This is a genomic window from Vibrio sp. R-1 (genome assembly GCF_035615595.1).
Classification (GTDB): Bacteria; Pseudomonadota; Gammaproteobacteria; order Enterobacterales; family Vibrionaceae; genus Vibrio; species Vibrio cholerae.
In genome coordinates this window covers 13643-39498 of the sequence record NZ_WPDC01000012.1, presented here as the reverse complement: position 1 = coordinate 39498, position 25856 = coordinate 13643, and the positions used below count along the sequence as shown (strand labels likewise).

Annotated in this window: 22 protein-coding genes; 16 read left to right on the top strand and 6 right to left on the bottom strand. The window is 48.8% G+C overall.

The window, feature by feature from the left end; genetic code table 11:
- Positions 1-62: 62 nt before the first annotated feature.
- Positions 63-2693, bottom strand: a complete 2631-nt coding sequence (gene ppc, locus GOU96_RS04535; protein ID WP_248430167.1) for a phosphoenolpyruvate carboxylase — start codon at positions 2691-2693, stop codon at positions 63-65.
- A 206-nt stretch (positions 2694-2899) separates the two neighbouring features.
- Positions 2900-4036: an acetylornithine deacetylase gene (gene argE, locus GOU96_RS04530; RefSeq protein WP_001130852.1), complete on the bottom strand. Its 1137-nt coding sequence runs from the start codon at positions 4034-4036 to the stop codon at positions 2900-2902.
- A gap of 155 nt (positions 4037-4191) precedes the next feature.
- Here argE and argC point away from each other — a divergent pair, with 155 nt between their 5' ends.
- The 4 genes from argC (at position 4192) to argH (ending at position 8891) form a co-directional block, all read left to right on the top strand.
- Positions 4192-5193 (top strand): N-acetyl-gamma-glutamyl-phosphate reductase, encoded by a 1002-nt coding sequence (argC, locus tag GOU96_RS04525; protein WP_000921317.1) that lies wholly within the window; start codon positions 4192-4194, stop codon positions 5191-5193.
- A 9-nt stretch (positions 5194-5202) separates the two neighbouring features.
- Positions 5203-5991 (top strand): acetylglutamate kinase, encoded by a 789-nt coding sequence (argB, locus tag GOU96_RS04520; protein ID WP_001281564.1) that lies wholly within the window; start codon positions 5203-5205, stop codon positions 5989-5991.
- Positions 5992-6066: 75 nt separating this feature from the next.
- Entirely contained in the window at positions 6067-7281 is a 1215-nt protein-coding gene (locus GOU96_RS04515; RefSeq protein ID WP_000049176.1) for an argininosuccinate synthase, read from the top strand.
- A gap of 233 nt (positions 7282-7514) precedes the next feature.
- Positions 7515-8891 (top strand): argininosuccinate lyase, encoded by a 1377-nt coding sequence (gene argH / locus GOU96_RS04510; protein WP_134986608.1) that lies wholly within the window; start codon positions 7515-7517, stop codon positions 8889-8891.
- A 250-nt stretch (positions 8892-9141) separates the two neighbouring features.
- Here the strand turns inward: argH and GOU96_RS04505 are convergent, their stop codons facing one another.
- The 3 genes from GOU96_RS04505 to GOU96_RS04495 all read right to left on the bottom strand — a co-directional run bounded on the left by GOU96_RS04505 (position 9142) and on the right by GOU96_RS04495 (position 11885).
- Positions 9142-9396 carry a DUF3624 domain-containing protein gene (locus GOU96_RS04505; protein ID WP_000742079.1) on the bottom strand — a complete coding sequence of 85 codons (255 nt, stop codon included), beginning with the start codon at positions 9394-9396 and terminating at the stop codon, positions 9142-9144.
- A gap of 231 nt (positions 9397-9627) precedes the next feature.
- A complete protein-coding gene (locus tag GOU96_RS04500; protein ID WP_000809403.1) occupies positions 9628-11082 on the bottom strand; it encodes a dihydrolipoyl dehydrogenase in 1455 nt (484 codons plus the stop codon).
- A 71-nt stretch (positions 11083-11153) separates the two neighbouring features.
- Positions 11154-11885, bottom strand: coding sequence for a glutathione peroxidase (locus GOU96_RS04495; protein ID WP_230612688.1), 732 nt, complete (start codon positions 11883-11885; stop codon positions 11154-11156).
- A gap of 139 nt (positions 11886-12024) precedes the next feature.
- Here GOU96_RS04495 and oxyR point away from each other — a divergent pair, with 139 nt between their 5' ends.
- Positions 12025-12918 carry a DNA-binding transcriptional regulator OxyR gene (oxyR, locus tag GOU96_RS04490; RefSeq protein WP_001914100.1) on the top strand — a complete coding sequence of 298 codons (894 nt, stop codon included), beginning with the start codon at positions 12025-12027 and terminating at the stop codon, positions 12916-12918.
- Positions 12919-12993: 75 nt separating this feature from the next.
- Here the strand turns inward: oxyR and GOU96_RS04485 are convergent, their stop codons facing one another.
- Positions 12994-15471 (bottom strand): penicillin-binding protein 1A, encoded by a 2478-nt coding sequence (locus tag GOU96_RS04485; RefSeq protein WP_267781448.1) that lies wholly within the window; start codon positions 15469-15471, stop codon positions 12994-12996.
- A 142-nt stretch (positions 15472-15613) separates the two neighbouring features.
- Here GOU96_RS04485 and pilM point away from each other — a divergent pair, with 142 nt between their 5' ends.
- From pilM to GOU96_RS04430, 11 genes are all read left to right on the top strand, one after another.
- A complete protein-coding gene (gene pilM, locus GOU96_RS04480) occupies positions 15614-16630 on the top strand; it encodes a type IV pilus assembly protein PilM (RefSeq protein WP_267781446.1) in 1017 nt (338 codons plus the stop codon).
- Positions 16620-17204, top strand: coding sequence for a PilN domain-containing protein (locus GOU96_RS04475; protein ID WP_071179300.1), 585 nt, complete (start codon positions 16620-16622; stop codon positions 17202-17204). The genes pilM and GOU96_RS04475 overlap by 11 nt, the downstream gene beginning before the upstream one ends.
- A complete protein-coding gene (locus GOU96_RS04470; protein ID WP_000157690.1) occupies positions 17197-17787 on the top strand; it encodes a type 4a pilus biogenesis protein PilO in 591 nt (196 codons plus the stop codon). Before GOU96_RS04475 ends, GOU96_RS04470 begins: the two co-directional genes overlap by 8 nt.
- Positions 17777-18295 carry a pilus assembly protein PilP gene (locus tag GOU96_RS04465; protein ID WP_267781462.1) on the top strand — a complete coding sequence of 173 codons (519 nt, stop codon included), beginning with the start codon at positions 17777-17779 and terminating at the stop codon, positions 18293-18295. Before GOU96_RS04470 ends, GOU96_RS04465 begins: the two co-directional genes overlap by 11 nt.
- A gap of 25 nt (positions 18296-18320) precedes the next feature.
- The gene (locus tag GOU96_RS04460) at positions 18321-20036 is read left to right on the top strand and encodes a type IV pilus secretin PilQ (protein WP_000788428.1); all 1716 of its coding nucleotides are present in this window, start codon (positions 18321-18323) and stop codon (positions 20034-20036) included.
- A 186-nt stretch (positions 20037-20222) separates the two neighbouring features.
- The gene (gene aroK, locus GOU96_RS04455; RefSeq protein WP_000818616.1) at positions 20223-20747 is read left to right on the top strand and encodes a shikimate kinase AroK; all 525 of its coding nucleotides are present in this window, start codon (positions 20223-20225) and stop codon (positions 20745-20747) included.
- A 27-nt stretch (positions 20748-20774) separates the two neighbouring features.
- On the top strand, positions 20775-21860 hold the full coding sequence (aroB, locus tag GOU96_RS04450; RefSeq protein WP_000439809.1) for a 3-dehydroquinate synthase: 1086 nt from the start codon (positions 20775-20777) through the stop codon (positions 21858-21860).
- A 54-nt stretch (positions 21861-21914) separates the two neighbouring features.
- Complete coding sequence (locus GOU96_RS04445; protein WP_044127028.1) at positions 21915-23390, top strand: AAA family ATPase; 1476 nt, start codon at positions 21915-21917, stop codon at positions 23388-23390.
- 69 nt (positions 23391-23459) lie between these two features.
- On the top strand, positions 23460-24293 hold the full coding sequence (locus GOU96_RS04440) for a Dam family site-specific DNA-(adenine-N6)-methyltransferase (protein ID WP_000744680.1): 834 nt from the start codon (positions 23460-23462) through the stop codon (positions 24291-24293).
- Positions 24294-24419: 126 nt separating this feature from the next.
- On the top strand, positions 24420-25094 hold the full coding sequence (gene rpe / locus GOU96_RS04435) for a ribulose-phosphate 3-epimerase (protein WP_000651337.1): 675 nt from the start codon (positions 24420-24422) through the stop codon (positions 25092-25094).
- A 19-nt stretch (positions 25095-25113) separates the two neighbouring features.
- Positions 25114-25794, top strand: coding sequence for a phosphoglycolate phosphatase (locus tag GOU96_RS04430; protein ID WP_267781442.1), 681 nt, complete (start codon positions 25114-25116; stop codon positions 25792-25794).
- Positions 25795-25856 lie beyond the last annotated feature (62 nt).

The window sequence follows — 25856 nt, the reverse complement described above, 5'->3', positions numbered from 1 at the left end:
GTAAAACAAAAGGCCACAAAGTTGTGACCTTTTAGTTTTTTATACTGACATTTAGCGATTTGTTAACCAGTATTGCGCATTCCCGCCGCAATTCCCGCAATGGTCACCATCAAGGCTTCTTCCAGTTCTGGAGCAGGAAGTTCTGATTGACGGGTACGATACAGCAGTTCTGCTTGCAGCATGTTGAGTGGTTCAATATAGATGTTACGCAGACGAATCGACTCTTGTCCCCAAGGATCGCTTTGCATCAGGTTCTCGTTATTCTCAACGTTCAGCACAACTTTAATGTCTTGCTGTAATTGAGCGCGCAATTTTTCACCCAATGGACGCAAAGTCGGTTCAACAAGTCGCTCATCATAATGACGCGCGATGCTTACACTGCATTTGGTGTACACCATTTCCAGCATGCCAAGGCGAGTTGAGAAGAATGGCCATTCGCGGCACATCTCTTCAAGTAGCGCTTGGTGTCCTTCATTAATGGCAATTTGGATCGCTTCACCCGCACCTAACCAAGCAGGAAGAATGAGACGATTCTGGCTCCATGAGAAGATCCATGGAATGGCTCGCAGGCTCTCGACTCCACCAGTAGGATTACGTTTGGCGGGTCTGGAACCCAATGGCAGCTTGCCGAGTTCTAATTCTGGTGTGGCTTGACGGAAGTAAGGAACAAAGTCTGGCTCACCACGTACGACTTTTCGGTAAGCATTACATGAAATTTCCGACAGAATATCCATCAGCGCACGCCACTCATTTTTAGGCTCTGGTGGGGGTAGCAAGTTGGCTTCCAAAATAGCGCTGGCGTACATGTTAAAGCTGTTGACCGCCACTTCAGGTAGACCCAGTTTAAAGCGGATCATTTCGCCTTGTTCGGTTACACGCAGACCGCCCTTCAAACTCTTCGGTGGCTGAGAAAGGAGTGCCGCGTGTGCAGGAGCACCGCCGCGACCAATTGTGCCGCCGCGACCATGGAATAGAGTGAGTTCGATCCCCGCTTCTTCGCCAACTTTCACTAGCGCTTCCATCGCTCGGTATTGCGCCCAGCCTGCTGCCATCACCCCCGCATCTTTGGCGGAATCGGAATAACCAATCATCACCATTTGGTGGTTCTGAATAAAGCCGCGATACAGATCGATGTTCATCAGTTGACGGATCACCGATTCTGCATTGTTCAAGTCATCTAAGGTTTCAAACAGCGGGCAAACATCCATACGATAAGGACATCCTGCCTCTTGCAGCAGCAGGTGCACGGCGAGGACATCCGATGCAGTACGCGCCATCGAAATGACATAAGCGCCAAAGGCATCTTTGGACTGCGCAGCGATGATCTTACAGGTATCCAACACCTCTTTAACTTGAGGCGATGGTTGCCAATCGCGTGGTAGCAGTGGGCGTTTTGAGTTCAGCTCTGTGGTCAGGAAAGCGATTTTATCTTGCTCGCTCCACTGATTGTAATCGCCGATGCCGAGATGACGAGTCAGTTCCGAGATCACTTCTGCATGGCGTGAGCTCTCTTGACGAACATCGAGGCGAACCAGATGTACGCCAAAGGCTTTAATGCGGCGCAGGGTATCGAGCAAGGAACCGTCTGCGATTACGCCCATGCCACACTCATGCAGTGATTGGTAACAAGCGTAGAGCGGTTCCCATAACTGATCTGCGGTTTGCAAAGGGGCTTTTACTGCCAGTTTTTGGCCGTTGAGTTTTGCATCAAGAATTTCAATCGTCTCTTGCAGCAAGCTTCGTATTGGCTTGAGGATGGCGCGATAAGGCTCGTGCTCTTCGCCGGCTAAAGCGCGTACGGCTTCATTACACTTGGTCATCGAAAGTTCGCTGACCAGTTCATTGATATCGGTGAGATACAAATCGGCTGCTTTCCAGCGTGACAGTAACAGCACTTCGCGAGTGATAGTGTGGGTCACAAAGGGGTTACCATCGCGATCTCCACCCATCCAAGATGAGAAATGCACAGGGCGTGCATCAATCGGTAAACCTTTACCTAGGTAAGATTTCACCTGTTCATCTAACTCACGCAAAAACTCAGGGACGGCGTGCCACAATGAGTTTTCTACGACTGCGAACCCCCATTTGGCTTCATCTAATGGGGTTGGACGCTGCTGACGAATCACATCTGAATGCCAACTTTGGGCAATTAATTGCTCAAGGCGGCGCTCGGTTTTATGGCGCTCTTTCGGAGAGAGGTCGCTGAGCTCAAGTTTGGACAGACACTCGTTGATTTTGACTAGCTTGTTGATCATGGTGCGACGAGTGATCTCAGTCGGGTGAGCGGTCAATACCAGCTCAATGTTGAGATCGCGAATGGCTTGCGCCGTATCGAATTTACTGACCGACTTCTGCGCCAGTTTAGCAAACAGGCTACCAATCGCATCCAACTCATTCACGTGGCTCTCACAGTGGCGTGAGATGGTGTGATACTGCTCGGCAATATTGGTCAGGTTCAGGAATTGGTTAAAGGCGCGAGCCACGGGAGTCAGTTGGTGGTTAGGAAGATTTTTGATCTCTTCGATCAGCAGCTCGCGGTCTGCTTGGTTGCCCGCTCGGGCAGATTTGGAAAGTTTTCGGATGGTTTCCACTTTCGCTAAAATAACGTCACCATCGGCGGCTTGAATTGTCTGGCCGAGTAGTCGTCCTAACATGCTTACGTTACTTTTGAGCGCAGCGTATTTTTCGTTCATTGTCATCCTGCCTTGAAAAAAAATTACATCCAATGTGAGTTCAGTTAATTACACAATCTTGACCATTTTGTCCAGTGGACTTGCGGTTAAGACTAAGATTCCATTTATTGTCATCCGCATAGGTGCAGAGATTGTTTAACTAAAAACACCAAATTATTGAAAATTTCTTACAAAAAAGCCCTGAGGTTGAACTCAGGGCGATCAATTTAGAAACAATATTTCTGCATGGCTCGTGATAGCACGCGTACCGTTGGGTCAATAAATTCAAACGCCAAAAACTCATCCGGTTGATGAGCTTGATCGATCGAGCCTGGGCCTAGTACTAAGGTCGGGCAGATTTGCTGCAAGAAGGGCGCTTCGGTGCAGTAGTTTACGGTCTGTGCTTCTTGCTCACAGATTTCGCTAATGCCATGAATAAACGGGTGATCATGAGCGCACTCATAACCGGGGATCGGGTCATGCAGCGGGACGAGTTCAATGCGCCCCGGCCACTTTTGCTGTACCTCACGTAGAGCGTCACGCATCAAGTTATCTAAACCATCTAAGCTAATGCCGGGTAGAGGGCGAACGTCATAATGCAGTTCGCAGCAACCACAAATTCGGTTTGGGCTATCGCCACCATGAATGTGACCAAGGTTCAGCGTTGGAGTCGGAATTTCAAATCCCGGATGGTGATATTCTTTAATTAAGCGATCGCGCAGCTGCATGAGAGCAAACAGCACTTCGTGCATGATCTCAATCGCATTGACCCCCAGCGCTGGATTGGATGAATGGCCAGATTTACCGGTAACGCGAATGGCATTCGCCACATGGCCTTTGTGCGCGCGGATCGGCACTAAGCTGGTTGGTTCACCGATGATGCAGTAATCCGGTTTAAATGGGGCGTTTTCGGTAAAGTGGCGTGCACCGAGCATAGTAGTTTCTTCATCGCAGGTCGCCAGCACATACAGCGGCTTGGTTTGTTTGCGCCAATCGACGTTTTTCACCGCTTCATAAATAAAGGCGAAGAAACCTTTCATATCCGCGGTTCCTAATCCATAGAAGCGATTATTGGCTTGCGTGAGCGCATGCGGGTTGTAATTCCAGCGACCCTCATCAAACGGCACAGTATCACTGTGTCCTGCTAATAATAAGCCGCCTTCACCGCTACCGAGTTTGGCAATCAAGTTCTGCTTATTCGGGGCGACTTGCTCAATTTGAATCGAAAAACCGAGCGCGCTGAGCCAATCGGCTAATTTTGCGATCACCTGCTCATTACCTTCATCCCAGCGCGCATCGGTCGAACTGATTGAAGAGGTTGAAATCAGGCCTTCATAGACCTCAAGGAAACTGGGTAACGGCATTTTATCTTTGCTCCTGCTATTGACAGAGTGTCGGTGAAACTGTAAAACACATATTAAATCACTTTAAGTGAATAAAAAACCAATTAATCGCAATTTTGAAAGATGAATAATCAGCGTTATCCGCTCTCTTTCACCACTTAATACGGATGTTTTTGATGTTAAAAACCACCATCATCGGCGCAAGCGGTTACACCGGAGCAGAACTGGCTCTTATGGTGCACAAACACCCACAACTCACGCTATCAGGTTTATACGTTTCCGCCAACAGTGTGGATGCGGGCAAATCGCTGGCGCAGTTGCATGGTCGAGTGGCAGGGCTGATTGATATGCCAGTGCAAGCCTTGACTGATGTGGATGCTGTTGCGGCCGAGTGTGATGTGGTCTTTCTGGCCACCGCGCATGAAGTGAGTCATGACCTCGCGCCGCAATTTCTCGCTCAAGGCTGTCAGGTGTTTGATTTATCTGGTGCATTTCGGGTGCAGAGCGAGTCGTTTTATCCAACCTTCTATGGCTTTGCGCATCAGCATTCTGAATGGTTAGAAAAAGCGGTGTATGGTCTTGCTGAGTGGAATGCGGAAGCAATCAAAACCAGCCCAATGATTGCCGTTGCGGGTTGCTACCCAACGGCATCGCAACTGGCGATTAAGCCTCTGTTGGTGGACGGGTTAATCGACACGACCCAATGGCCAGTGATTAACGCGGTGAGTGGTGTCTCAGGTGCGGGTCGTAAAGCCACCATGACCAACAGCTTCTGTGAAGTGAGCTTGCAGCCCTACGGTGTGTTTAACCACCGCCATCAACCAGAAATTGCGACTCACCTAGGCTGTGAGGTGATTTTCACCCCGCATCTTGGCAACTTTAAGCGCGGCATTCTGGCCACCATCACCATGAAACTGGCAGATGGTGTCACCGAGCAGCAAGTCGCAGAAGCTTTTAGCAAGGCGTATCAAGATAAGCCGTTGGTGCGTTTCAGCAATGGTTTACCACGGATTCAAGATGTCGAGTTTACCCCATTTTGTGACCTCGGCTGGAAGGTACAAGGACGTCACATCATAGTGGTGTCTGCTATCGACAATTTATTGAAAGGCGCATCGAGTCAAGCGATGCAGTGTTTAAATATTCACTACGGTTTCGATGAATTAACCGCGTTGGTGTAAGGGTTCAACATGTCAGATCTTAAGCTCAGTCCTTTAGTGATTAAGTTAGGCGGTGCGGCGCTCGATTGCGCAGAGACACTTAGCAAATTGTTTGGAGCGATTGCCCAATATCAGAACCAAGCCCAACGACGCATCGTGATCGTGCATGGCGGTGGTTATCTGGTCGATGAGTTGATGGCGAAGCTGCAACTCAAATCGGTCAAGAAAGACGGTTTGCGCGTCACGCCGTATGATCAAATTCCGATCATTGCTGGAGCTCTGGCTGGTACAGCGAACAAGATGCTGCAAGGACAAGCGATCAAAGATGGCATCAATGCCGTGGGTTTGTCACTGGCGGATGGCGGTTTGTGCCATGTCGAGGAGTTAGATCCTGAATTGGGTGCGGTCGGCAAAGCCACGCCGGGCGATTCCACTTTGCTGCAAGCGATTTTGGCAACCGGTGCGATGCCCATCATTAGCTCGATAGGCCTAACTGCGCAGGGGCAGATGATGAACGTCAACGCTGACCAAGCAGCGGTGGCTGTGGCGGGTGCTCTGGATGCGGAATTGGTCCTGCTCTCGGATGTCAGCGGTGTACTGGATGGCAAAGGCCACCTCATCGCCACCTTAGATGCCAAACAAGCGGATGCACTGATTGCCGGCAAAGTGATTACCGACGGTATGATCGTCAAAGTGAAAGCGGCATTGGAAGCGGCGCAAGATTTAGGACGTCCGATTGAAGTGGCTACCTGGCGTTACCCAGAGAAGCTCGCCAAGTTATTTGGCGGTGAAAGTATCGGCACCCGTTTTTTACCTTAAGATTTTAAGTCACTAATTTGATTAAACCTGAGCACTGACCGCCAAGCGCAGAGCCAGGAGTATGGAGATACATCAATGAGTAAAGTACAAGTTAAAAAAGTAGTTGTGGCATATTCTGGCGGTCTGGACACGTCGGTGATCATTCCATGGTTAAAAGAAAATTATGACTGTGAAGTGGTGGCGTTTGTGGCTGACGTTGGTCAAGGTGATGAAGAGCTGAAAGGCGTTGAAGCCAAAGCGCTCTCATCGGGGGCCTCGGAATGTTACATCGTTGACCTGAAAGAAGAGTTTGTTAAAGAGTACATCTACCCAACGCTGAAAACCGGCGCTTACTATGAAGGTAAATACCTGCTTGGTACTTCCATGGCGCGTCCGGTGATTGCTAAAGCGCAAGTTGAAATCGCGCGTAAAGTGGGGGCGGATGCACTGGCGCACGGTTGTACTGGTAAAGGTAACGACCAAGTGCGTTTTGAAGGGGCTTTTGCGGCACTGGCTCCAGATCTGCATGTGATTGCGCCTTGGCGTGAGTGGAATCTACGTAGCCGTGAAGCGTGTTTGGATTACCTTGCCGAGCGCAACATTCCTTGTGCGGCGTCATTGACTAAGATCTACTCGCGTGATGCCAACGCATGGCACGTTTCTACCGAAGGTGGCGTTTTGGAAAGCACATGGAATGCGCCAAACGAAGATTGCTGGGTGTGGACCGTCGATCCTGAGCAAGCGCCTAACGAAGCCGAATATGTCACGCTGCAAGTTGCGCATGGCGAAGTGGTCGCTGTTGATGGTGAAGCCATGACCCCTTACAACGCTTTGCTGTACCTCAACCAAAAAGGTGCGAAGCATGGTGTAGGTCGTATCGACATCGTCGAAAACCGTTTGGTGGGTATGAAATCTCGCGGCTGTTACGAAACTCCGGGAGGCACCATCATCATGGAAGCGCTGCGCGCGGTTGAGCAACTGGTGCTGGATAAAACCTCATTCGAATTTCGTGAAGAGTTGGGTATTAAAGCATCACACCTTGTTTATGATGGTCGTTGGTTCACGCCACTGCGTCAGGCGGTATTTGCGGCAGCCGATGAGCTAGCGAAAGATGTCAACGGTGAAGTGGTGATCAAACTTTACAAAGGCCAAGCCGTTGCAACGCAAAAACGTTCGGCTAACAGCCTCTACTCAGAAGATTTCGCGACCTTTGGTGCCGATGAAGTGTATGACCACAGCCACGCAGGCGGCTTCATCCGTCTCTATTCGCTGTCAAGCCGCATCCGCGCTCTGAGCCAAAACAAGCAGTAATCAGCGCAGTCATCGGTTTATATAATAAGGATCGCACTGCGATCCTTATCCCCTTCCTCATTGAAGTTGCAGCGGTGTTGGCTACGTTCATTCACCCCAATCACATAGTTTATCTATGCTCATGGGGATTCACTCACTTGCCGCCTACCTGCCACTCCAATGAGTTTGGGGGACATTTTCAGTTATCACATCCTCGACGGCGGTTACGGTGAGAGGAAAGCAGGAGATTAAGCATGGCATTATGGGGCGGAAGATTTACCCAAGCGGCAGACAGTCGGTTCAAATCATTCAACGATTCCTTACGTTTTGATTATCGATTGGCTGAGCAAGATATTGTTGGATCAATCGCTTGGTCAAAAGCCTTGGTCTCCGTCAATGTCTTGAGCGTGCAGGAGCAACAACAGTTAGAGCAGGCGTTAAATCACCTATTGCAATCGGTTCAGCAAGATCCGGAGCAAATCTTAGCCTCTGATGCGGAAGATATTCACTCTTGGGTCGAGCAGAAGCTGATTGAGCAAGTCGGTGATCTCGGTAAAAAACTGCACACAGGGCGTTCGCGTAACGATCAGGTTGCGACCGATCTTAAGCTTTGGTGTCGCGATCAGGGAGTCCATCTGCTGCTTGCTCTGAAAACGCTGCAACAACAGTTGGTGGCTGTGGCGGCTGAGCATCAAGTGACAGTTTTACCGGGCTACACCCATTTGCAACGCGCACAACCGGTGACGTTTGCCCATTGGTGTTTAGCGTATTTGGAGATGTTTGAGCGTGATGAGTCCCGTTTGACCGATGCTCTAGCGCGTTTAAACACCTCACCACTGGGTTCAGGTGCATTAGCGGGAACCGCTTACGCGATTGATCGTGAGGTGTTAGCGGCGGATCTTGGTTTCACTCGCGCAACACGTAACTCGCTGGATGCGGTCTCCGATCGCGATCACGTGATGGAGCTGATGTCAGTCGCATCGATCTCTATGCTGCATTTGTCGCGTCTGGCGGAAGATATGATCTTCTACACCACAGGGGAAGCGGGCTTTATTGAATTGGCCGATACGGTGACTTCTGGCTCTTCACTGATGCCACAAAAGAAAAACCCCGATGCACTTGAGTTGATCCGCGGCAAAACCGGACGCGTCTATGGTGCATTGGCGGGGATGATGATGACAGTAAAAGCTCTGCCTCTCGCGTACAACAAAGACATGCAAGAAGACAAAGAAGGGCTGTTTGATGCGCTCGACACTTGGTTTGATTGCTTGCAAATGGCGGGACTTTGCTTTGATGGCATTAAAGTGAATGCGGCGCGTACGTTAGAAGCGGCCAAGCAAGGCTACTCGAACGCGACTGAATTGGCGGATTATCTGGTTGCGAAAGGCATTCCATTTCGCGAGGCGCACCATATTGTCGGGGTAGCGGTAGTCGCAGCTATTGGCAAGGGTGTAGCGTTGGAAGAGTTGTCTCTGGCGGAACTGCAACAGTTTTCGCCTTTGATTGAGCAGGATGTCTATCCGATCCTGACTATTGAGTCTTGTTTAGAGAAACGCTGCGCACTCGGTGGGGTATCGCCCAAACAAGTGGCGCATGCTCTTCAGCAAGCTCAAGCGCGCGTGAAGTCTTAACATTTCAGCGAGCTGGTCGATCCTATGAGATAAATGGAAAAAAACAGTGGTGCAACTATTTGAGTAATAAGAGAAATCATCTCGGAGAAAAAAGATCGTAAAAAAGATCATTTTTTTATGAACCTTTTGCTTAGAGCTCTGTCTATTACTGTACCACTGCTTTTTCTTAGAAGACTCTAAGAAGGCCCTAAATCTGTACTAGGTTTAGGGCTTTTTTCTTTTCTGCGTAGCAGAAAGTTTAATTCGGGTTCTAATCCTCTTTTCCTTGTCGTTTACGCCAAGGCAAGATCACGTACTTCATCCATAAATGCAGAAACAGTAAGCCGTTAAAGGCAAACCCCGCAAGGATCAAGCTGATCGACTCGATGCTAGCGGGATCCTCTTTAAAGCCCCAAAACCAAATGATCCACACGACAACGGACAACACCGTGAGTTGATCCATACAGCGTTGACAGCGACCCATTTTTTTCCAAAACCAATGTTCGCTGCACTCTCCACAAGCCATACGCTTCACCTTAAGCCAAAAGATGTGATTGTCAGTCGGTGAACAACACCGAGTTGCTAAAACATCAAGGAGTATAACTCAGCGCAAGTATGATGCCGAAGCTTGAGTGCAGAGTTAAGGGCAGTGAGAAGTGAATGAGCTAAAGCAAATGCAATCTAATCCAAAAAGCCTGAGGTTGATCTCAGGCTTTGGCATTTTTACAGAAAGAATCGGTTCTGAGTGCGCGGGAAATTAACAGCCCGGACCACAATCCAAACAGTGTTTGATCATCTCAGGGCCTAAGTGCAGCTTCGCGTTTAAATCACGCAGAGCAGTGCGTACCCCTTCCTCAATCACCGGATGGTAGAAAGGCATATCGAGCATCTGCGAAATGGTCATCTGGTTTTGATGCGCCCAAGCTAGCAAGTGTGCTAAATGCTCAGCATTCGGTCCCATCATCTCCGCACCAAGGAAACGGCCAGTGCCTTGCTCGCCATACACATGCAGCAAGCCTTTGTTGCGCAGCATCACGCGTGAACGGCCTTGGTTTTCAAACGACACTTCACCCACGGCAAAGCAGCCACAGTTACCCAAACGCTGAGTCAATTGCTTATAGGTTTCTCCAACCATGGCAATTTGTGGGTCAGAAAACACTGCAGAAATTGGCGAGCGGCGTAAACCCGCGCGAATGTCAGGGAAGCGGCCTGCGTTATCGCCGGCAATGCGTCCTTGATCTGCGGCTTCATGCAGCAGCGGGATTTGGTTGCTGGCATCGCCTGCAATAAAGATCGAAGGTACCGAGGTTTGCAATGTGTAGTGATCTGCTTTGGGTACACCACGCTCATCCAGCGCCACATCGGTATTGTCCAGTGCGAGCTTATCAACGTTGGGACGACGACCTGTTGCGGCAAGCACATAATCCACGATGAAGGTTTCTAGCTCACCTTGTTGGTTGATAAATTGGATTTCCACTTTATCGCCAGCAATACGTTTCATGCTTTCGACTTTGACGTCTGCATCAAGATAAAACTCTTGTTGGAAAGCACGATTCGCGTAAGCCATGACGTCAGGATCAGTGAGTGGTCCTACTTGACCGCCTAAGCCAAACACTTTCACTTTCACCCCTAAACGATGCAGGGATTGGCCAAGCTCTAAACCGATCACACCCGGACCAAACACCGCGACGGCTTGTGGTAGGTCATCCCACTCAAAGACGTCATCGTTGACCACAAGGCGATCGCCGAGCTCATTCCATACTGCTGGATAAGCAGGGCGAGAACCCGTCGCAATCACGATACGTTTGGCATGAATACGCGTGTGATCATCCACTTGCAGCGTATGGTTATCAATAAACTTGGCGTAGCCTGCAATCTTGTCTTGTTCAGGAATGGAATCCACCCCTTCCAGCACAAAACCGACAAAGCGATCTCGTTCGCGTTTGACGCGATCCATCACTTCACGTCCATTAATCACAATTTCACCTTGCGGGTAAACCCCAAAGCCGGGCGCTTTTTCAATCTGGTGTACACTTTCTGCCGCGGCGATCAGCAGTTTGGAGGGCATACAACCCACACGCGCACAGGTGGTGCCGTAAGGGCCGCCTTCAATCATCACCACATTCGGAGTGTAAGCTTTCGCTGCACGATAAGCGCCAAGGCCAGCAGTACCACCGCCAATTACGGCGACATCAACGTGAATCTGTTTCATTATGGATCCTCAATCGGTTTGTTCTCAGTCTGAAAGGGCAGTTTTAGGCTCCCGGATGGGAGCCTAGAAACTTATTGATTTAGGTAGACTTCTAAGTCGTCGCTGCCACCAATGTGTTTACCACCGATAAACACTTGCGGCACCGTGGTACGGCCAGAAACAGCGCGCAGGCTCACTGTGGTGGCGTCTTTACCTAAAATCAGCTCTTCATACTGTAGACCGGCATCAATCAGCGTTTGTTTCGCCTTGGCGCAATAAGGACAGCCAGGCTTAGTGAAAATAGTCACTGATTCTTGCACCTTGTATTGAGGGGCAATGTATTTGAGCATGGTATCGGCGTCCGATACTTTGAACGGGTCGCCCGGCTCATTCGGTTCGATAAACATTTTTTCTACCACACCGTCTTTAACTAGCATGCTGTAGCGCCATGAGCGTTTACCAAAGCCAAGGTCATTTTTATCCACCAGCATGCCCATACCATCGGTAAATTCACCATTACCATCAGGAATGAAAGTGATGTTGTCGGCATTTTGGTCATCTTTCCAAGCATTCATCACGAAAGTATCGTTGACCGATACGCACAGAATGCTGTCGACACCATGCTCTTTAAAGACAGGAAACAGCTCGTTGTAGCGCGGTAGGTGAGTGGATGAACAGGTTGGAGTAAAGGCACCCGGCAAGCTAAACACGATAACGGTTTTGCCTTTGAACAGTTCATCGGTAGTCACATTGACCCAAGCGTCACCTTGGCGAGTAGGAAAAGTAACCTGTGGAATGGTTTGACCTTCTTTAGATGTAAACATTGTGTTCCTCATTTGTGAAATTTAATTTTAAATCAATAGGATGTGTTTCGTTGTTGGTGGCTATTGTTAAAGAAAAGCTTTGATAGCTCTAATCGTTTAATGCTATGGTTTTAATAGATGCATTCTATCTGGGGAAGCTATGAACATTCGTGATTTTGAATACTTGGTCGCATTAGCTGACCACAAGCATTTCCGTAAAGCGGCAGAAGCGTGCTTTGTCAGCCAACCCACCTTGAGTGGCCAGATCCGTAAGTTGGAAGATGAAATTGGAACGACTTTGCTTGAGCGCAGCAGTCGTCGAGTTCTGTTTACCGAAGCGGGGCTACAACTGGTTGATCAGGCAAAGAAAATCCTTTCGGAAGTGAAAACGTTTAAAGATATGGCTAACCAGCAAACCGGAGCCATGACTGGGCCGTTGCACATTGGCTTTATTCCGACCTTAGGGCCGTATTTACTGCCGAAGATCATTCCTACTTTGAAAGAACGTTTCCCTGAATTGGAGCTGTATCTGCATGAAGCGCAGACTAGCCAGTTAGTGCGTCAGCTCGAAGAGGGCAAACTGGATTGCTTGGTGCTCGCTTCGGTGGAAGAGACGGCACCTTTTAAAGAAATTGAGCTGTATAACGAAGTGTTGAGCATTGCAGTGCCTTGCGATCATGCTTGGGCGGCGCGTGACGAAGTGGACATGCTGGAGCTGAAAGGTAAGACCGTATTAGCTTTAGGAGATGGGCATTGCCTGCGCGATCAAGCGTTAGGTTTTTGCTTTGCTGCGGGCGCGAAAGATGATGAACGCTTTAAAGCCACCAGTTTAGAAACGTTGCGCAATATGGTGGCTGCAGGCGCAGGGATCACCTTATTGCCTGAGTTAGCCTTACCTGAAGATAAAACCAAAGATGGGGTTTGTTACCTGCGGGCGGTTAACCCGATTCCATCGCGTCGACTCGTCTTGGCTTATCGCCCAGGCTCGCCTTTACGCCAGCGGTTTGAGCAGTTGGCAGAAGTGATTAAACATCGCTTACAGCAAAGCGAGTAAGACGGCGAATCCAATACAAAAAAAGAGGCTGATGATTCAGCCTCTTTTTTATTCGGTTTTCTGTGCCAGAGGTTATTAGAACAGCTCTTCGCCAGAGCTGGTCGAATAGATGGACTCATTGACATGTTCGCTGACGTACTCCGTCGGCTCAGTGCCGGCTTCGAAATACTCAAACATCGAGCTGGAGTCGAGTTTGTTGGTCAGTAACCCCGTATCGCGGTCAATGCGGACACGAACGATATTGTTCGGTACCACTTTCTGTTGAACGGGCACATCTTGTAGCGCGAGAGACATAAACTCAACCCAAGCTGGCAAGGCGGTTTTACCACCCGATTCGGCACCGGAAACATCATCTTCAATGTTTCGATTCGGCGCTGTTCTCCCTAGGTTACGGCTATGATCATCAAAGCCCACCCAAGCCACACCAACGATGCCTGGGGCATAACCGTTGTACCATGCGTCTTTTGAGTCGTTGGTGGTACCGGTTTTACCACCGATGTCGCGGCGTTTCAGTGCCTGTGCACGCCAACCTGTACCGTTCCAACCGGTATCTGAGCTCCACTCACCGCCACCCCAAATATTGCTGTACAGCATTTCACGCGTTAAGAAAGCGTTTTGCTCGGAAATCACTTTTGGGGCATAAGGGCTTGCTGCATCTTGCTCGGCAAACTCATCAAGCTCCGATGAGCATTCACGGTGGCAGACGACTTTCGGCTCTGCGCTAAACTCAATGTTGCCAAATGGATTTTCGACGCGGCTGATGTAGAAAGGCTCAACGAAGTAACCATTGTTAGCAAAAACCGAGAAGCCTTGTGCCATTTGTACAGGAGTCAAGCTGCCTGCACCGAGCGCAATCGTCTCAGAGCGCGGTAACTGATCTAATTTGAAACCAAAGCGAGTCAGGTATTCGCGTGTTTCATCCAAACCCACTTCACGCAAAACGCGCACGGCCATAACGTTTTTCGATTGGGCTAAACCAATTCTTAGTCGTGTTGGGCCAGTGTAGGTTGGTGGTGAGTTCTTCGGACGCCATGCCGTGCCTTGACTCTCATCCCATTGGTTAATCGGCGCATCATTAATCAGTGTGGCTAAAGTGAGCCCTTTGTTCAGCGCTGCAGAGTAGATAAATGGTTTGATACTTGAACCTACTTGACGTACTGACTGGGTAGCTCGGTTAAATTTGTTGTGCACAAAGTTAAAACCACCAACCAACGCAGTGACCGCACCGTTTTCTGGATTCATCGCGACAAATGCGGTGTTGGCATTCGGAACTTGAGTTAGCTTCCAAGCAGTAATCGCGCCATCTTGGGTGTGTGGACGAACCCAAATTTGCTGTCCTGCAGCTAAAAATTCATTGGCACTTTTCGGAAGTGGACCTTGGCGATCGTCGTTGATAAAACGGCGCGCCCAATTCATGTCTTCCCAAGCTATGGTTTGCACACCATAGCTTTTTACCCATACTTGAGCCGATTTTTCTTCAACGCTGAGAACCGCGGCAGGGAACATATCGCCATAAGTGGGCTCATTGCTCAGGTATTCAGACAGCTGAGCGGTGCTCCAAGCCGGTTGATTGGCTTGCCATAACTCTTTTTCTGCACCGCGATAACCGTGACGCTCATCGTAAGCCAACAGGTTATTGATCGCGGCTTGGTTAGCGGCTCTTTGCAACTTAGAGTCGACCGTTGTGTAGACATTCATGCCTGACGTGTAAGCCGCTTCTTCACCGTAGCGTTCAACCATCCATGCGCGAGCAATTTCAGCCACATACGGTGCGTTTAACTCAATCTCTGCACCATGGAATTTGGACAGCACAGGTTCGGCACGCGCAGCATCGTATTCCGCTTTAGTGATGTATTTTTCATCCAGCATACGCTGCAGCACCACATTACGACGGTTGGTCGCACGCTCGACGGAATAGATAGGGTTCATGGTTGAAGGGGCTTTTGGCAGGCCTGCAATCAGCGCAATTTCACCTAAGGTTAGATCTTTCACCTCTTTGCCGAAATACGCTTGCGCAGCCGCGCCGACACCATAAGAACGGTAGCCGAGGTAAATTTTGTTGAGATACAGCTCTAAGATCTCTTGCTTGCTTAACAGTTGTTCAATATGGATCGCAATGAAGATCTCTTTGACTTTACGCATCACTTTCTTCTCATTAGAGAGGAAAAAGTTACGCGCAAGCTGCTGAGTAATGGTACTGGCACCTTGCGAAGCACTGCCCGAGGCGAGTACAGCAAAGGCGGCACGCGTGATACCAATCGGGTCAAAACCGTAGTGCTCGTAGTAGCGAGAGTCTTCGGTCGCAATCACCGCTTCGATCAACTCTTTAGGCATTTCTTCCAGCTTGAGCGGGATGCGGCGTTTTTCACCAAATTGGGCGATCAGTTTGCCGTCTTGACTGAAGACTTGCATCGGAGTTTGTAATTGGACATCACGTAGAGTGGCTACATCTGGCAGATCTGATTTCACATAGAAATAGAAACCAAAGATTGTAGTGACTCCAAGAATAATGCAAATCAATGAAAATACTAATAAACGCTTTATGAACTTCACCGGAGAATCCCTGTTTAGTTGAGGCTGCACTAATGCAAACCCTTGTACTCTAGGCTAAAACCTTAGCTCGCAAAATATCATCTGCCTATTTATTGAGAAAATAGGTCTATCGAGCTGAACCTCTTTACTGGAGCTTAGCCTCATGGGTAAATCATTAGTTACGGGTATTGATATCGGCCACCACAGCATTAAAGCTGCGGTGCTCAAACCTATGGGCGACACTTATGCGCTTGTGGGGTATGAGGAGTTGCTCGTTACCGCTGATATTTTCACCGATAATCACACGCTCGATTATCAGAAAATTGTAAAGAAACTAAAAGAACTAAAAAAGGGTTTGCCTCTATTTAGTCATAAAGTCGCGATAGCAATCCCGGATAGCGCCGTGATTAGCAAAGTATTACAAATAGATAGCGATCTTGAGCAGCGCGAGCTGGAATTTGCTGTCTATCAAGCCTTCTCGCATCAATCGCCATTCCCCGTTGAAGAGCTGAGCCTCGATTTCGTCAAAGTGACGGAAAAGAGCCTCGCCCGCAGCAGCACCACGACTTTTCAAGTGTATGCCACCAAAAAAGACGTAGTCGACAGTCGTTTGCATGCCTTTAAAAAAGCGGGTTTTGAACCTGTGTTGATGGATGTGCAAGTACATAGTTTGTTGCATTTATGGCAACTTGCTAGCCGTGCATATCGACGTCCCGACTGGATGTTGGTGGATATTGGTTACACCCAAAGTTCATTGTGCCTCGATTTTCCGGAAAAAATGCCCTTTTACAAAGATATGCCATTAGGAACTCGTCAATTGGAATCAGAACCTAGTGCTGTGAGCTCATTGAGTCATCCGCTGTTACAAGACCCCACACAGCGTTTTATTCAAGAATTGGTCGACAAAATTGCGCGGCAAATCCAGCTCTTTACTTCGGTGCATGGTGCGCAAAGCCTTGGCGGTTTATGGCTATCGGGTGGCGGTGCCACGCTTTCAGGTTTAGAGGACGCGCTTTATCAACGCTTGTCACTGCCTTGCGAAGTGCTCAATCCGTTTTCACTGTTCAAAAACAATGTGGCAAAACGTAAACGCTCACTGGTTGAGGGCCAGCGTTTTAGTACCGCAACCGGTCTTGCATTGCGAGGCTTAGCTTGGTTGGAGAGTGAGCATGTTGCATAAGGTTAACTTACTGCCGTGGCGTGATGCGCGGCGTGAAGCACATAAAAAGCGTTTTTTAGGGCTAGTGACACTCGGTGTTTTGCTGGCAGTGTTGATGCAATTTGCCGCAGGCGAATACTTGGGCGGACAAATGGCTTTGCAGCAAGAGCGGATTGGTTATTTGCAACAACATATTTTCGCGCTGGATCAGCAGATCGCCAAGTTGAAGATCGCTGAAGAAGAACATAAGGCGTTATTGACCCGCTTGACTGTGGTGGAGCAACTGCAGCAAAAGCGCAATAAAACCACTGAGTTTATGAACCAAATGCCAAACCTGATCCCTGAAGGCGTCTATGTCGACAAGATCAAGATGAATGGCCATCAAATAGAAATAACCGGGATCAGCGATTCCACGGCTCGCTTGGCAACCATGCTCGATAACTTGGAGAAGTCGGACAAATTAACCGATGTCGAAATGCATGAAATCGTTTCAGGAAATAAGCGATTTGGTAAGCAATTTCAGAGTTTTAAAGTCTCCTTTAAAGTTTTAAACCCAACCTCTAACTCACAAGATGGGGAGGCACATAATGGCTAGTTTGCAAGAGTTAGAATTGGATGAGATCAGTGAATGGCCGCTGCTGCCTCAGTTGGTGGTGATTCTGCTTATCATGCTACTGATCCAAGGTGCGGGTTATTGGTTCTATCTCATGCCCAAACAAGACGAGATTGCGCTTTTAAAGCAGGAAGAGGAAACCGTCAAGGCCACACTGCGCATCAAAGCCAATAAAGTGGCGGTATTGCCGCAGATCCAAGCTCAGTTGGACGAGCTCAAAGAGCGTTACGATTTTTTACTGCGCCAGCTACCGGTGCAAAAAGAGTTAGCCAGCATGCTGGCGTCAGTCAACCAGCTTGGGCTCGATAGTTCGCTTACCTTTACACGGATTGATTGGGGGGAGCGTGAAAGCCAAGAGTTTCTTTACCGCTTACCGCTCAATATCGAACTGACGGGGAGCTATCACGATATTGGCGATTTTTCGCAAGCGATTGCCAAGCTACCGCGCATCATCAACTTCGACGATGTGGATTGGCAGCGGGTAAGCCAAGAGAGTAGCACGCTGCACTTTCGAGTCAGAGCCTATACCTACCAGTTTAAGCAGGAGGTGGATGATGAAAAATAAGCCGCTTGGATTATGGCTGATGAGTTTGCTGGTGTTGGTTGGGTGTAAGGCGAACCAGGAAGATTTGACCTCATACGTCGCGCAAGTTGAGCGTGAAGCGCGCAAAGAAGTGACTAAGCTCAAGCCCATTTTAGAGTTTGAAGCCACGGCCTATAAGCAGCACAAGGGGCGTGAGCCATTTGTCTTACCGAAAGAAGCGTTAGTGCAAAACCAACCGTTGGCGAAAGCAGACTGTTGGCAACCCGTGCCACGTGCGAAAAATGGGCCGTTGGAGCGTTACCCATTGCACCAATTGCGCTTAAAAGGGGTGATGAGCAGCGGGGGCAGTATCTCTGCCTTAGTGCAAACGCCGGCAGGGAGTGTGGTCAAGGTTAAGGCGGGTCAATATGTCGGAATCAATAATGGAAAAGTCACCCGAGTCGACGACAACTATTTGTTAATTAATGAAACTTTGCCTGATGGCTTAGGGTGTTGGAATCAGCGTAACGTCAAGCTGGCTTTAAAATAATCGGTTGAAGTATAGAGATATAACGATGAAAAATGGATTGAAAACTTATGTCGCACAGACTTGGCTGACCTTGTGGGTTGGTTTGGCACTTTGTGCTTCTTCCATGGTGTTTAGTGCTGAATCCGCTACCGCCAACCAGTTGGAAAACATTGACTTTCGGGTCAACAAAGAGAAGGCGGCGGTCTTAATTGTCGAATTGGCTTCGCCATCGGCGGTCGTGGATGTGCAAAAAGTCCAAGAAGGGTTGAGCATTGAACTCCTGAAAACCGATGTGGCGGATGACAAGCTGTATCTACTTGATGTGAAAGATTTTTCGACCCCTGTTGAGAGCGTGGAAGTATTCCGTAAAGAGCCAAGCACACAACTTGTTGTGACTGTCGATGGGGAGTTTCAGCACGATTATACCTTGAAAGGAAAATACCTTGAGGTCGTGATCAGTAAACTCAAAGCCGATGAAAAGCCTAAGCCCAAGAGTGTCTTGGAAAAAGAAGGCAAGCTTATCTCAATTAACTTCCAAGATATTCCGGTGCGTAACGTACTGCAGCTGATTGCCGATTATAACGGTTTCAACTTAGTGGTTTCCGATTCGGTTGTGGGTAACCTGACTTTACGCTTGGATGGCGTGCCTTGGCAGCAAGTGTTGGACATTATTCTGCAAGTCAAAGGGCTCGATAAGCGGGTCGATGGCAATGTGATTTTGATTGCGCCGAAAGAGGAACTCGACTTGCGCGAGAAACAAGCGCTCGAAAAAGCCCGTTTAGCAGAAGAGTTGGGCGATTTAAAATCAGAAATCATCAAGATTAACTTTGCCAAAGCGTCTGACATTGCGGCGATGATCGGCGGTGAAGGCAACGTTAACATGTTGTCTGAACGAGGTTCGATCAGCATCGACGAACGAACTAACTCGCTATTGATCCGAGAGCTGCCCGATAACATTGCTGTGATCCGCGAGATCATTGAATCGCTGGATATTCCGGTCAAACAAGTTCAAATCGAAGCGCGGATTGTCACCGTCAAAGAAGGTAACTTGGAGGAGCTTGGGGTACGCTGGGGCGTGATGTCGACCAATGGTAGTCACTCCGTGGGTGGAACCATTGAAAGTAACTTATGGCAGCAAGGTTTATTGGCAGATGATGAATTTCCGGTGGATGAATTCTTAAATGTGAATTTGGCTTCCACCTCTGCCAATGCGTCTTCGATTGCTTTCCAAGTCGCTAAATTGGGCTCAGGTACGTTGTTGGATTTGGAGCTTTCAGCATTACAAAATGAATCGAAGGCCGAAATCATCTCTAGCCCTCGTTTGATTACCACTAATAAACAGCCTGCCTATATTGAGCAAGGTACTGAGATCCCTTATCTGGAATCGTCTTCCAGTGGTGCCTCTACGGTCGCGTTTAAAAAAGCGGTATTGAGCTTGAAGGTGACACCACAAATCACCCCCGATAACCGCTTGGTGCTCGACTTGAGCGTGACCCAAGACCGACGTGGTGAAACGGTGAAAACCGGCACTGGCGAAGCGGTTTCTATTGATACTCAGCGTATTGGCACTCAAGTGTTGGTGAATAACGGAGAAACTGTGGTGTTGGGTGGCATTTTCCAACACAGCATCAATAATTCGGTAGATAAGGTGCCACTGCTGGGGGACTTGCCTGTTTTGGGGGCGTTATTCAGACGAACCTATGAGCAAATGGGCAAAAGTGAACTGCTGATTTTTGTCACGCCGAAAGTGGTCATTCAATAACTTAGCGTGTGCGTAACAAGCGAACAAAAATTAAAGTTGCAATAGTGGCACCATATCTAGATAATTTCGGGTCTTATCACGAAATATCGGTGAGGAATAGGTGCCACAAGCATTCCTATGGTTGGCGTATGTCCAGCAACTCTTGTGGCGATGTCATTGAATTAACGTTGTAAATTACTGCTGAACATGGCTGAGAAACGCAATATTTTCCTTGTTGGCCCTATGGGCGCTGGCAAAAGCACAATTGGTAGACACCTAGCTCAACAACTGCACATGGAGTTTATCGACTCTGATACGGTTATCGAAGAACGTACCGGAGCGGATATCGCATGGGTGTTTGATGTTGAAGGTGAAGAAGGCTTCCGCAAGCGCGAAGAAGCCGTTATTAATGATCTAACCGAGCAACAGGGTATCGTACTGGCGACGGGTGGTGGCTCAGTAATTAGTAAAGAGAACCGCAACCGACTGTCTGCTCGCGGTATCGTTGTATACCTCGAAACTACTATCGAAAAACAATTAGCACGTACCAATCGCGATAAAAAGCGCCCACTGCTGCAAACGGATTGCCCGCGTGAAGTGCTAGAGCAATTGGCTGAAGATCGTAATCCTCTGTACGAAGAGATTGCGGACATCACGGTACGCACTGACGATCAAAGTGCAAAAGTGGTAGCCAATCAGATCGTAAAAATGCTAGAAGAACACATAATGTAATGTTTCTTCGAATTGGAGTGCAAAACCATGGAGCGGATTACGGTCAACTTAGGTGAACGTAGCTACCCAATCTCAATCGGTGCCGGATTGTTTGCCAATCCGGCTCTTCTTTCCCTCTCTGCTAAGCAGAAAGTGGTGATTGTCACCAACCACACTGTCGCTCCGTTGTATGCGCCTGCGATCATTTCATTACTTGATCACATCGGTTGCCAGCATGCTTTGCTGGAACTGCCCGATGGCGAACAGTACAAAACTCTCGAAACCTTCAACACTGTGATGAGCTTTTTGCTTGAGCATAACTACAGCCGTGATGTGGTTGTCATTGCTTTAGGTGGGGGAGTGATTGGTGATCTGGTCGGTTTCGCGGCGGCTTGTTATCAGCGTGGCGTTGATTTCATTCAAATACCGACCACACTGCTGTCGCAGGTGGATTCTTCGGTCGGTGGGAAAACCGCGGTCAATCATCCGCTCGGTAAAAACATGATTGGTGCTTTTTATCAGCCCAAAGCGGTAGTGATTGATACTGACTGTTTGACCACGCTGCCCGCCCGTGAATTTGCCGCTGGTATGGCGGAAGTCATCAAGTATGGCATCATTTACGACTCAGTCTTCTTCGACTGGCTAGAAGCACAGATGGAGGCCTTGTACGCATTGGACGAACAAGCGCTCACTTACGCAATTGCGCGCTGCTGCCAAATCAAAGCCGAGGTGGTCGCGCAAGATGAGAAAGAGTCGGGCATTCGTGCGTTACTCAATCTTGGTCACACCTTCGGCCATGCAATTGAAGCACACATGGGCTATGGCAATTGGCTGCATGGTGAAGCCGTATCTGCGGGTACAGTAATGGCGGCGAAAACGGCTCAATTACAAGGCCTTATCGATGCATCTCAATTTGAACGTATCCTAGCTATACTGAAAAAAGCGCACTTACCTGTGCGAACCCCAGAGAACATGACCTTTGCCGATTTCATGCAGCATATGATGCGCGATAAAAAAGTGTTGGCAGGGGAACTGCGTTTGGTGTTACCAACCAGTATCGGCACGTCAGCGGTCGTAAAAGGGGTACCTGAAGCCGTGATTGCCCAAGCGATAGAGTATTGTCGCACGGTGTAATCGAGAGACTTGCAGAACATTTTGATATCAGACAATTGTCATTAGGATGGCCCAATGAGCTTGGCACATGAACTGGATTTAGAATCGCAAACTGAGTTACTGGAACGGCTGCAACTGCTGACCCGTTTTGGTTCTAACTTGGTGAATGTTTGTGGTCGCCAAGGGGCGGGGAAATCGTGGCTCGCGCAACGATTTTTAGACAGTTGGGCGCAAGATAAAAACCAATCTTTGCTCATGTGCCATCCTAACCAAAGTGACGAGCAGCGTCGCGTGACGATGTTGTCACAGCTGTTTTCTGAGCCACTTTACAATCCCAAAGACGCCTTAGCAGAAAGCTTCGCGCGTCTATTTGAAGATCAAAATTGCGATATCGTGATTGTGGTCGATGATGCCCATTTACTCTCTGAGTCTTTGGTGTCCGAATTGTGGATGTTGGTACTCGAAGCACAAACCAATCCACGCTGGAACGTCAATGTGGTGCTGTTTGCTCAAGACAATGGTCTGGATGCGTTATTAACGCGTTTAAGTTATGGGCAAGAACATAAGCCTGTCGATTTAGAAATTGAGATGCTCTCCGAAGATGAAGCAGATCGTTTATTCGAAAATCGCGTCATGCGCTATGTTGATCCACAAGTTGAGCGTAAAGTGCGTAATGCTTATAAGAAGATCAATCCGTTACCGGGGGAAATTATGGCGTTGGCGGAAACGAAAAATGAAAAACGGGTGGTGATCCGCTCGATTGTTGGCTCTCCGTTTAATATTGCCTTGGTCGTATTACTTCTCTTGTTGTTGCTGGGCGGAGGTTATTGGTGGCTGCTGTCTAAGCCTGTTCCACAAGAGGGTAGCCTGCTTGAAGGCGAGATCGCAGAACAAACCGCGATTCCAACCCTCAACTCCGAAGCAAACACTCTAGCTCAAGACGGTACCTCAAGCGCAAATGGCGATGGCATGTCTGATGCTGAAGGCGATGACTTTGGTGCCGACGATGATACCTCTGCTCTGCCACCGGATGTGGTGGATACCACAGCCAGTGTCGGCATTGCCGATGACGGTAAGCGCGTCGTGATTAACTCTGATGTGGTGGATGCCCTGCTGCAAGGCAAAGCAGACACCGCTGATACTTCGGCGATTAACAACTTAGTAGAGTCAACTCAAGCGGCGACGGAGCTAAAAACGCAAACGTTAGAGCAAACACAAGTGCAGAACGCTCAGCCTAAATCGGTGAGTTTCTCTTTTGCGCGTGATGAGCTGAAAGCCATGTCACCACGCAGCTACACATTGCAGTTGGCGGCGATGAATTCTCTGCAAGATGTGCAAGGCTTTATTGATGAGCACAAACTACAAGGGAAAGTCTACGTTTACCCAACACTGCGTAACGATGTCGAGTGGTTTATTGTCACTATGGGCAACTATCCCACCATCCAAATGGCGCGTGATGCCTCAGAAAAACTCTCTGCTTCGCTACAAGCGTTAGGTCCTTGGGCTAAATCACTTAGCCAAGTTCAGCGAGAAATCGAGCGTAAGAAATAAACCTGAGCTTCGCTGAAAAATATGTTACATTCCGCAGCCTTATTTTGTGGCCAACGATTAGAGCAGTAGATGAAAAAGCAGCGCGCCTTTCTGAAATGGGCTGGGGGTAAATATAGCCTAGTCGAGGATATTCAACGCCATCTACCAGAAGCTCGTGAGCTGGTTGAGCCTTTCGTTGGCGCAGGCTCGGTCTTCCTGAATACGGATTTTGAACGCTATCTGCTGGCGGACATCAATCCAGATCTGATCAATTTCTACAATCTGCTCAAAACCGAACCTCAAGCTTACATTCACGAAGCTAAGCGTTGGTTTGTGCCCGAAAATAACCGCAAAGAAGTCTACCTCGATATTCGTAAGCAGTTTAACCAGAGTGACGATGCGATGTTTCGCTCGTTGGCGTTTTTGTATATGAACCGCTTTGGGTTTAACGGCCTATGTCGCTATAACAAAAAAGGGGGCTTTAATGTGCCGTTTGGCTCGTACAAAAAGCCTTATTTCCCTGAGCAAGAGTTAGAGTTTTTTGCTGAAAAAGCGCAGCGTGCCACCTTTATTTGCGCGTCGTATGGCGAAACCTTCGCTCGCGCGCAAAGCGATAGCGTGATTTATTGCGATCCGCCTTACGCACCGCTGTCGACTACGGCCAATTTTACCTCTTACGCGGGCAATGGTTTTACCTTAGACGATCAAGCGGCGTTAGCCGATATCGCCGAGAAAACCGCCAAAGAGCGTGGAATTTCGGTGCTGATTTCCAATCACGATACCACCCATACTCGCCGTTTGTATCGCGGAGCGCAGCTCAATGTGGTCAAAGCTAACCGTACCATCAGTCGTAATGGTGCCGGACGCAATAAAGTGGATGAGCTTTTAGCACTCTTCACGCCTCATCTTTCATCGCAAGCGTGATCTTGTGGGCTGAATGGTGGATTTCCTCTCCCTGCCTCAAGTCACGCGCTAGGATCTCGTCACCAGCTTAGGTAGAATGGCGGCCACATTGTGTTCAGCTTGCATTCAATTCCTAACGAGGTCGGTATGAAAGATTTTCTCATTGCACCATCCATTCTCTCCGCTGATTTTGCCCGTCTGGGCGAAGATGTTGCCAAAGTGCTCGCCGCTGGCGCGGATGTGGTGCATTTCGATGTGATGGACAATCACTACGTACCGAACCTGACGTTTGGCGCACCGATTTGTAAAGCCCTGCGCGATTACGGCATTACGGCACCGATTGATGTGCATTTGATGGTGAAACCGGTGGATCGCATCATTCCGGACTTTGCCAAAGCAGGCGCCTCCATGATCACTTTCCACGTTGAAGCCTCAGAGCACGTTGACCGCACTTTGCAGCTCATCAAAGAGTGCGGCTGTCAGGCGGGCGTGGTACTGAACCCTGCGACACCTCTGCACCATCTCGATTACATCATGGATAAAGTCGATTTAATTTTGCTGATGTCGGTGAACCCAGGCTTTGGCGGACAATCTTTCATTCCACATACTTTAGATAAACTGCGCGCGGTGCGTGAACGTATCAAGCAAAGCGGGCGTCCAATTCGTTTGGAAATTGATGGTGGCGTGAAAGTGGAGAATATCCGGGAAATCGCGGAAGCGGGTGCCGATATGTTTGTGGCAGGCTCGGCGATTTTTGGTCAGCCTGATTACCAAGCGGTGATTGAGCAGATGCGTGCTGAACTGGCGAAAGCCAAAATTTAATCTGATTTAGGATCGTGTTTTGAAATCCATAAAATTAATTGCTTTTGATTTGGATGGTACGCTGCTCGACAGCGTGCCGGATTTAGCGGTAGCGGCGGATCAAGCGGCGCGTGCGGTCGGCTATCCGGCGGTGAGCGAAGCGCAGGTGCGTGATTATGTCGGTAATGGTGCGGATGTGTTGATTGCGCGCGCACTCAGCCAGAGCTTAACGATCAATCCTGAATTAAGCCCAGAGCTACGTGCTCAAGCGCGTCACCTGTTTGATGAGTTTTATGAACAAACGGGGCACAAGCTGAGCCACCTGTACCCTAATGTTAAAACCACGCTTTTAGAGCTGCACCAAGCGGGCTTTATTCTGGCGCTCGTGACCAATAAGCCTTCTAAATTTGTACCAGATGTTCTAGAGCAACACGGCATCGCGCACTTTTTCAGTGATGTGATTGGCGGCGATACCTTCCCGAATAAAAAGCCGGATCCGATGGCGCTGAATTGGTTATTAGAGAAGCATCAGTTAAGCGCTGAGCAAATGTTGATGGTCGGAGATTCGAAAAACGACATTCTGGCGGCAAAAAATGCTGGGTGTTATTCCTTCGGTTTAACCTACGGTTATAACCACGGCGAACCGATTGCCAATGTGGAGCCAGACTTCGTCTCCGATGACATTGGCACGCTGCTTGAAGTGGTGCTCGTTTCGGCGTAAAAGTTGCCGTTCGCACTAGTAAAATACTCGTTAATGAGTACACTGCTTGAACCGCGCCGATT

Bases quoted from the DNA above. Each gene is read 5' to 3' on its own strand.
- ppc (WP_248430167.1), bottom strand. From the start codon at position 2,693: ATGAACGAAAAATACGCTGCGCTCAAAAGTAACGTAAGCATGTTAGGA.
- argE (WP_001130852.1), bottom strand. From the start codon at position 4,036: ATGCCGTTACCCAGTTTCCTTGAGGTCTATGAAGGCCTGATTTCAACC.
- argC (WP_000921317.1), top strand. From the start codon at position 4,192: ATGTTAAAAACCACCATCATCGGCGCAAGCGGTTACACCGGAGCAGAA.
- argB (WP_001281564.1), top strand. From the start codon at position 5,203: ATGTCAGATCTTAAGCTCAGTCCTTTAGTGATTAAGTTAGGCGGTGCG.
- GOU96_RS04515 (WP_000049176.1), top strand. From the start codon at position 6,067: ATGAGTAAAGTACAAGTTAAAAAAGTAGTTGTGGCATATTCTGGCGGT.
- argH (WP_134986608.1), top strand. From the start codon at position 7,515: ATGGCATTATGGGGCGGAAGATTTACCCAAGCGGCAGACAGTCGGTTC.
- GOU96_RS04505 (WP_000742079.1), bottom strand. From the start codon at position 9,396: ATGGCTTGTGGAGAGTGCAGCGAACATTGGTTTTGGAAAAAAATGGGT.
- GOU96_RS04500 (WP_000809403.1), bottom strand. From the start codon at position 11,082: ATGAAACAGATTCACGTTGATGTCGCCGTAATTGGCGGTGGTACTGCT.
- GOU96_RS04495 (WP_230612688.1), bottom strand. From the start codon at position 11,885: ATGTTTACATCTAAAGAAGGTCAAACCATTCCACAGGTTACTTTTCCT.
- oxyR (WP_001914100.1), top strand. From the start codon at position 12,025: ATGAACATTCGTGATTTTGAATACTTGGTCGCATTAGCTGACCACAAG.
- pilM (WP_267781446.1), top strand. From the start codon at position 15,614: ATGGGTAAATCATTAGTTACGGGTATTGATATCGGCCACCACAGCATT.
- GOU96_RS04475 (WP_071179300.1), top strand. From the start codon at position 16,620: ATGTTGCATAAGGTTAACTTACTGCCGTGGCGTGATGCGCGGCGTGAA.
- GOU96_RS04470 (WP_000157690.1), top strand. From the start codon at position 17,197: ATGGCTAGTTTGCAAGAGTTAGAATTGGATGAGATCAGTGAATGGCCG.
- GOU96_RS04465 (WP_267781462.1), top strand. From the start codon at position 17,777: ATGAAAAATAAGCCGCTTGGATTATGGCTGATGAGTTTGCTGGTGTTG.
- GOU96_RS04460 (WP_000788428.1), top strand. From the start codon at position 18,321: ATGAAAAATGGATTGAAAACTTATGTCGCACAGACTTGGCTGACCTTG.
- aroK (WP_000818616.1), top strand. From the start codon at position 20,223: ATGGCTGAGAAACGCAATATTTTCCTTGTTGGCCCTATGGGCGCTGGC.
- aroB (WP_000439809.1), top strand. From the start codon at position 20,775: ATGGAGCGGATTACGGTCAACTTAGGTGAACGTAGCTACCCAATCTCA.
- GOU96_RS04445 (WP_044127028.1), top strand. From the start codon at position 21,915: ATGAGCTTGGCACATGAACTGGATTTAGAATCGCAAACTGAGTTACTG.
- GOU96_RS04440 (WP_000744680.1), top strand. From the start codon at position 23,460: ATGAAAAAGCAGCGCGCCTTTCTGAAATGGGCTGGGGGTAAATATAGC.
- rpe (WP_000651337.1), top strand. From the start codon at position 24,420: ATGAAAGATTTTCTCATTGCACCATCCATTCTCTCCGCTGATTTTGCC.